We start from the raw sequence: 6,759 nt of genomic DNA, 5'->3' as shown, positions 1-6,759 counted from the left end.
TCACTGCACATTGCCGATACACCGGGGGCATCGACTCCCATAACGCTTGAGCCGATGCCGCACTCCGGTCACCCACTTGAACCCCGACAATCTCTCGCGTTTGAGCATCGATCGTCAACCAAACCCACTGCTCATTGCCTTTCTCATCGACAAATGACCACAACTCATCCATCTGGACATTTAGGCGCTTTTTTGGTTTCTCACTCACCTCCACTTGTTGGGGCACAACAGCAGCTTTGGCGTTGACATAGCGTTGCACGGTATCTTCAGAAATTTGCAGAATCCGGGCAATTCCCGCTAGGGAGACGCGCTCGAGTAGCATCCGCTCAATCAGTTCATACTGTTCTGGAGTAATGGCTTTCCAGACGGGATCGAGGACAAACTGACGACCACAGTCGCGACATTTATAATTTTGTTTGCCATGCCGGGTCAGACCATTGCGACTGACCTCTTGTGACCCACAACTTGGACAGGTATGCATTGTCATCGTCAGTACCTCCGGTTCACAATCTCTTGAGTTCCTCTTAATCTATTCTATCCTGCCCTTCAGGGCACTACCCACACACGCACAACCCATTTCTGCACCATCCAGCCCTTAAAATAACTCGATCGTTCTTTCCATGCTAGGCGAAGGTTCTAGAGAATCGATCGATGTTGCCAAATATCACACTGTTGCGAATTATCTCAGTACTTGACAGAAGCCTGGTTTATTCGTAGGCTTAGTTTTCATAGCTGAGTACAACCGTGTTTTTTCAGTCCCGATTGAATCAGCTTGTTTCCCAAAAATTGAAGCGCTACCCAACGTTGCTGGTAACAACAGAGGGCAGCTAAACCCCCAAGCTGGAAAGAGCAGCTAGGAGGTCTGACACGGATTGTAACATTCGATCGGGCCACCCTACTTTGTCTTGTGTAAGGGTGGCTTTAATTTTTGGGGTTTCTTCCCCTCTCTACAATCTGGAGAAATCCCATGTTTATTAGTTTTGGCGATCTCGATCGTGTCATCGAGGACGATCGGCAGCCATTGCAATTTTATCTCCTAGGCACTCGCAAAGAAGTACAAGCAGCGATTGACCAATTGCATGCCTTGCGTTTCTCCGATCGTGTTCTCTGGAGCAGACCCGTTCCCGTTCCCGGTTCAGACTGGAAACACGTGAGCCTGATGCAACGAGATCGATCTAGCAATAGTTATCTCAATACATAGGATCCTATACATAGGGCACTCTTTGCCTAAAGCAACAGGATCAAGTTCTAGCTTGACTGTTCTCACATCAATTGTTTGTCCGGCTGTGAGATCCCTGTTGGGATCTCCACAAGTATAAGGACGCTCATTCAGAAAATACTTGAATGACGAAGAGACTGCCTTACACTATTTACTGCGCCAAGCTAAGCACTGGAATAATTCAGTACTTAAGCAACTTATTCTTCTTTTCTAATTTCTCTTTTTGAAGAGCAATAGTCTGCTGAGATCAGTTTTGCATTCCGTGTTGTTTAAGAACTTTAGCAGGACTGACGAACGAAATCCCTTGTTGATAATGCGTGCTAATCATGACAGCTTCAATGACAGGCTCATAAACCTTTTTTTCTGCAACCCACTCCACAATAAAGTTTGCACCTGATCCCCCCCTTGTATCGTCTGCTGCAATAAAGAAGTCTGTGGAAGCAAGTGGTTTGAGTTCTACTGGACTCTCAACATCTTGTCGAATCAGTTGCCCATTAGTGTCATAGTACCGTACAGAAGTAATCATGATCGAATTAGTCAGATCTGCATTGCGAATACTCAGCGTAGCTGACAGATGCACCATATGATCCTGGCTATTATAGTGATAAATATGTGAGTAAATCGGAACATATAAGGTCTGTCCCATCACTACTTTTGAGGGATTTACAGTGGCTGCTCTCAACGAGGTTTTACGCTCAGGGCTGGATGGTTGCTTTTGTAGGTCAGTTTGAGTTGAACAGGCGGTAAGGACGATCGCAGCGATCGCCCAACAGACCCAGAAATGCTGCTTTAGCTTCATTGGCATTCGTCCAAGCATCTCATACATAATTGCAGTTACGCTTACCGCAAAACTAATCCTCTCCGGTAAACTCAAACGGTAGTAGCCCGGTGATTTTGAGGGAGAGCAAGGTTATGGGAGGAGGATCGGTGATAGAGTGGATTTTAGCGCAACAAACCCCTTTAAGCAGTTATTCCGCTACAGACAGCAAAATAGTAGGAGCTATTCCTGAGCTAGTGATCATCTTGATCATTCTACTCATGATTGCAACGGCTGTTGCCCTTGTAACCCAGCGATTGCGCATTCCGTACGTCACAGGTTTGGTATTGGCAGGGTTGCCCATCACGGAGGTTTTGTCCCGTCGAATTGGGTTAGACCCATCTCTTGTCTTAAATCTTTTCCTACCTATTCTGATATTTGAAGCAGCAATCAATACCCATATTAGTCATCTCCGTAGCACCTTTAAACCCATTGCACTGCTGGCAGGCCCAGGCTCGATCTTATCTTCGGCAATTATTGCGGTTCTGGTGAAATTTGGGCTAGGGCTAAGCTGGATTCCGGCTCTACTGATTGGGATCATTCTCGCAAATACAGACACGGTGTCGATGATTGCTGTTTTTAAGGAAATCCGTGTCCCTTCACGATTAACGACCATTGTAGAGGGAGAAACTCTGTTCAATGATGCCGCTGCCTTGGTTTCCTTCAATTTGATTCTGGTGGTTTATGCAACAGGCTCTCTGACTGTCATTGGAGGCGTCAGAGAGCTACTGGTCGTTGCTGTGGGTGGAGGACTCGTGGGAGCTATTTTAGGCTACTTAAGTTTGCCTATTTTTGCTCAGATCAATGACCCTTTAAGTCGATTATTGTTGACAGTTGCCTTAGCATTAGGCACCTTTCAGATCGGACAATTCTTGGGGGTATCGGGTGCGGTGGCGGTAGTCATTGCTGGACTCATTTTTGGCAATCTTGGGTTACCTCGCACTGCATCTGCGTCCGATCGCATGACTTTGTTGAGTTTTTGGGAGTATGCAGGTTTTGGAGTCAATACATTTATTTTCTTGCTAATCGGCATTGAAATTAACCCGGTGACGCTGTGGAGCATTCTACCGTCTATCCTGCTTGTGATTTTGGCGTGTCAACTGGGACGAATTCTCTCAGTCTATTTGTTGCTAGCCGGACTGCGTTGGTTCGATCGCCCCATTCCCCTACGCTGGCAGCATGTTTTATTCCTAGGGAATATTAAAGGTTCTTTGTCAATGGCATTGGCCCTCAGTATTCCACTAACTTTGCCTGGACGAAACGACATCATTGAATTGATCTTTGGCACAGTGCTGTTTTCTCTAGTTGGACAAGGGCTAAGTCTACCTTGGCTAGTCAAACGGTTAAAAATCAATCAAGCTTCTAATGCAATGGAACAGGCTGGAAAGTTGCAGATTCAGATGATTGCAGCTAAAGCCGCTCAGGACGAATTAGACAGTTTACTTAAGTCAGGTGTACTACCCAAGGCAGTTTACGAAGAGCTTTGGGCGTCCTACCAGGCACGGGTCGCAGAGTCAGAACGGGTGCTGCGTGACGTTTATAATCAATATCGGGCAGATCAACTACGGAGCGATCGTCGTGGGCTAGATGCCATTCGGCGGCAGCTTCTTCTAGCAGAAAAAGGAGCCGTAAGCGATGCACTCCGCAAGCGGATTGTGCCAGAAGATCTAGTACAGTCTTACGTTAAAGATTTGGATGAGAAACTTCTAAAGTTGGAAGATGACTAGCCTGAATGCCCAGAAAATCAATCATTTGGTGAACGAACTCAGGACGAGTGACAACCAGAATCGTCGAACCCGCTTCCAGCACAGTACTCCCATTTGGAATTTCTAAATTGGCGCAGGCATGGCCCTGATAACCAATGATCAGTGAACTGTTGGGAAAACGTGGGTCTTGAGCAATTTGGGCAACGGTGCGACCAGCCACATAGCAATTGACTGGGACAGGCAATTTCAACACTTCTACCTGTCCCTGCTCAAAGTGCATCATTGACTCAACTTCGGGGTATTCGATGGCATTTACCATGGTTGCAACGGCTAAATCAACTGTGCTGATAATGTGGCTGGCTTGAGCTAAGCGGTAAGCTTCTAGAAATTCCTGATCTCGCATTCGCACTACGATATGGGAAACCCCATAACTCCTCGACAATGTAATCATCGCTAAATTCAATGCGTCATCTCTGAGTGCAGCAACCACTGCATTGGCTTTTCGAATCCCCGCCTCGATCAGAACCTTTGTGCTAACAGCGCTACCTTCAAATGCCATGACTCCAATTTTCTCACGGGCAAAGCGACAGGCAAGTGGGTCTAAATCAATGATTGCCACAGTATGACCGAGATTTAATAACTGCTGGGCTAACCCCAGTCCCATCATTCCTGCCCCACCAATGACAATATACATAGCGATTACTCTGGTAACTGTTGTTAATATAGAGTGAAATCCTCCAAAGCTCCTCGTTACCTGACAAGCACCCTCTTCGGTTACATCCTATTTGATGGTCGGAGTCATAGGAACTGGATAACTCAGGTTGAGCTTGTCCCTAAAGAGTGATGAGATCGCAGGATAAAGGGGGGCGCGATCGCCCCTCCAGCCGTGGATTTCTAGCACAGCAAATTTCTAGAACAGAAAATAGCGCTGCGCCATGGGTAACACCGTTGCAGGTTCACAGGTCAGCAATTCCCCATCCGCCCGTACTTCATAGGTTTCTGGATCAACCTCCATCTGCGGCAAAGCATCATTCAGTTTCAAATCCCGCTTACTCAAGCTGCGAATTCCCGAAACCGCCACTGCTTTTTTCTGCAAGCCCAACGCATCCGGTACCCCTTTTTTCAAAGCCGACTTCGAGACGAACGTCAACGAAGTTCCATGAATCGCACTGCCAAAATTGCCAAACATCGGACGCATATGTACCGGCTGCGGCGTTGGAATACTGGCATTAGCATCCCCCATCTGCGACCAAGCAATCATTCCCCCTTTAATCACCATTTCCGGCTTCACGCCAAACATCGCCGGTTTCCACAAACATAAATCGGCAAACTTACCCACTTCCACCGAACCAACATGCTTCGCAATCCCGTGGGTAATCGCAGGATTAATCGTATACTTCGCAACGTAGCGTTTCACCCGGAAGTTATCATGGGTTGCCGGATCGGTTGCCAAGGCACCCCGTTGCACCTTCATCTTGTGCGCGGTTTGCCAGGTGCGAAGGATCACCTCCCCAATCCGTCCCATGGCCTGGGAGTCCGATGAAATAATACTAAACGCCCCCAAATCATGCAGGATATCCTCCGCCGCGATCGTTTCCCGCCGAATCCGCGACTCTGCAAAGGCCACATCCTCCGGAATGCTGGGATCCAAGTGGTGGCACACCATCAGCATATCCAAATGCTCATCCAACGTATTCACCGTGTAGGGCCGCGTCGGATTAGTGGAAGACGGTAACACATTGGGCTGACCGCAAACTTTGATAATATCCGGAGCGTGGCCGCCACCTGCGCCTTCCGTGTGGTAGGTGTGAATGACGCGATTTTTGAAGGCCGCGATCGTGTCTTCCACAAACCCCGCCTCATTCAGCGTATCGGTGTGAATTGCCACCTGCACATCATAATCTTCCGCTACGCCGAGGCAAGTATCGATCGCTGCCGGGGTGGTGCCCCAGTCCTCATGGAGCTTGAGGCCGATCGCCCCTGCCTCCACCTGTTCTTCCAACGCCTCTGGTTGGGCCGAATTGCCCTTGCCTAGCAACCCAAAATTCATGGGAAAGGCATCTAGGGACTTCAACATTTGGCCCAGATACCATGGCCCCGGTGTACAAGTCGTTGCATTGGTGCCCGCCGCTGGCCCTGTCCCGCCGCCGATCATGGTTGTGATGCCCGCCGCGATCGCCACTTCAATTTGTTGCGGACAAATAAAGTGAATGTGGGTATCAATGCCGCCAGCGGTCAGAATTAAGCCCTCCCCCGCGATCGCCTCCGTCCCAGGGCCAATAATGATATCAACCTTATCCTGAATGTAGGGATTCCCCGCTTTGCCGATCGCGCAGATATACCCATCCTTGATGCCAATATCCGCTTTGACAATGCCCCAATAATCAACAATCAGCGCATTGGTAATCACCGTATCCACAGCCCCATCGGCATTGGTAATGGGGGACTGTCCCATGCCATCGCGGATCACCTTGCCGCCGCCAAACTTAACCTCATCGCCGTAGGTGGTGTAGTCCTGTTCCACTTCAATGATGAGTTCGGTATCGGCCAATCGCACACGATCGCCCACCGTGGGGCCGTAGGTTTCTGCATAGGCGCGGCGACTCATCCGATAGCTCATAGTTAGCTCCTGTAGACCAATCCAGAAAAACGAGCGTATGGCTAACCATACCACCTGTTTCCCGAGAATTTGGTCTGGGTTCAAATTTTTTCCAAAATGCTTAAGGTCAGTCCTGCGATCGTCCACTCCATGATGGTGACGATCGGACGCCAACGGTATTCCAGGATTCTTTTTAACCTGTGCCACTATTTTATGTGCCACGTTCTTAGCCATGCAGCAGCAGTGCAGCCCCTTATTCTGTGTGGGAATTCTGCATTCTGTAGAACAACGAAGTTCAGTACTTGGGTCTTACGAATGGGTTTTACGAAGTTGATGACTGTTTTCTCGATCTCATTGTTTCCGACATGTCAGTTTCTAGGGTTCTAGGGGAGCATTTTGCTTATCCCAGGGCAAGCTT

6 protein-coding genes are annotated in these 6,759 nt (G+C 48.5%); 2 read left to right on the top strand and 4 right to left on the bottom strand.

Annotation, left to right across the window (positions count from 1 at the left end; all coding sequences use genetic code 11):
- Positions 1 to 481: IS1 family transposase (locus tag ACN4EG_RS20015; RefSeq protein WP_431631955.1), on the bottom strand; the 481-nt coding region annotated here is incomplete at its 3' end.
- 486 nt (positions 482 to 967) lie between these two features.
- Between ACN4EG_RS20015 and ACN4EG_RS20010 the strand changes: the two genes are divergently transcribed.
- On the top strand, positions 968 to 1,201 hold the full coding sequence (locus ACN4EG_RS20010) for a hypothetical protein (protein ID WP_431631954.1): 234 nt from the start codon (positions 968 to 970) through the stop codon (positions 1,199 to 1,201).
- A gap of 265 nt (positions 1,202 to 1,466) precedes the next feature.
- Here ACN4EG_RS20010 and ACN4EG_RS20005 read toward each other — a convergent pair whose 3' ends face one another.
- A complete protein-coding gene (locus tag ACN4EG_RS20005; RefSeq protein WP_431631953.1) occupies positions 1,467 to 2,045 on the bottom strand; it encodes a DUF3124 domain-containing protein in 579 nt (192 codons plus the stop codon).
- 101 nt (positions 2,046 to 2,146) lie between these two features.
- Here ACN4EG_RS20005 and ACN4EG_RS20000 point away from each other — a divergent pair, with 101 nt between their 5' ends.
- Entirely contained in the window at positions 2,147 to 3,763 is a 1,617-nt protein-coding gene (locus tag ACN4EG_RS20000; protein ID WP_431631952.1) for a cation:proton antiporter, read from the top strand.
- Here ACN4EG_RS20000 and ACN4EG_RS19995 read toward each other — a convergent pair.
- A complete protein-coding gene (locus tag ACN4EG_RS19995) occupies positions 3,720 to 4,436 on the bottom strand; it encodes a potassium channel family protein (protein ID WP_431631951.1) in 717 nt (238 codons plus the stop codon). The genes ACN4EG_RS20000 and ACN4EG_RS19995 overlap by 44 nt on opposite strands.
- 216 nt (positions 4,437 to 4,652) lie before the next feature.
- Positions 4,653 to 6,362: an urease subunit alpha gene (ureC, locus tag ACN4EG_RS19990; protein ID WP_431631950.1), complete on the bottom strand. Its 1,710-nt coding sequence runs from the start codon at positions 6,360 to 6,362 to the stop codon at positions 4,653 to 4,655.
- Between the last annotated feature and the right edge of the window lie 397 nt (positions 6,363 to 6,759).

Origin of the sequence: Alkalinema pantanalense CENA528 (assembly GCF_050753345.1) — a bacterium.
GTDB lineage: Bacteria > Cyanobacteriota > Cyanobacteriia > Leptolyngbyales > Leptolyngbyaceae > Alkalinema > Alkalinema pantanalense.
This window is presented reverse-complemented; position numbering and strand designations above follow the sequence as displayed.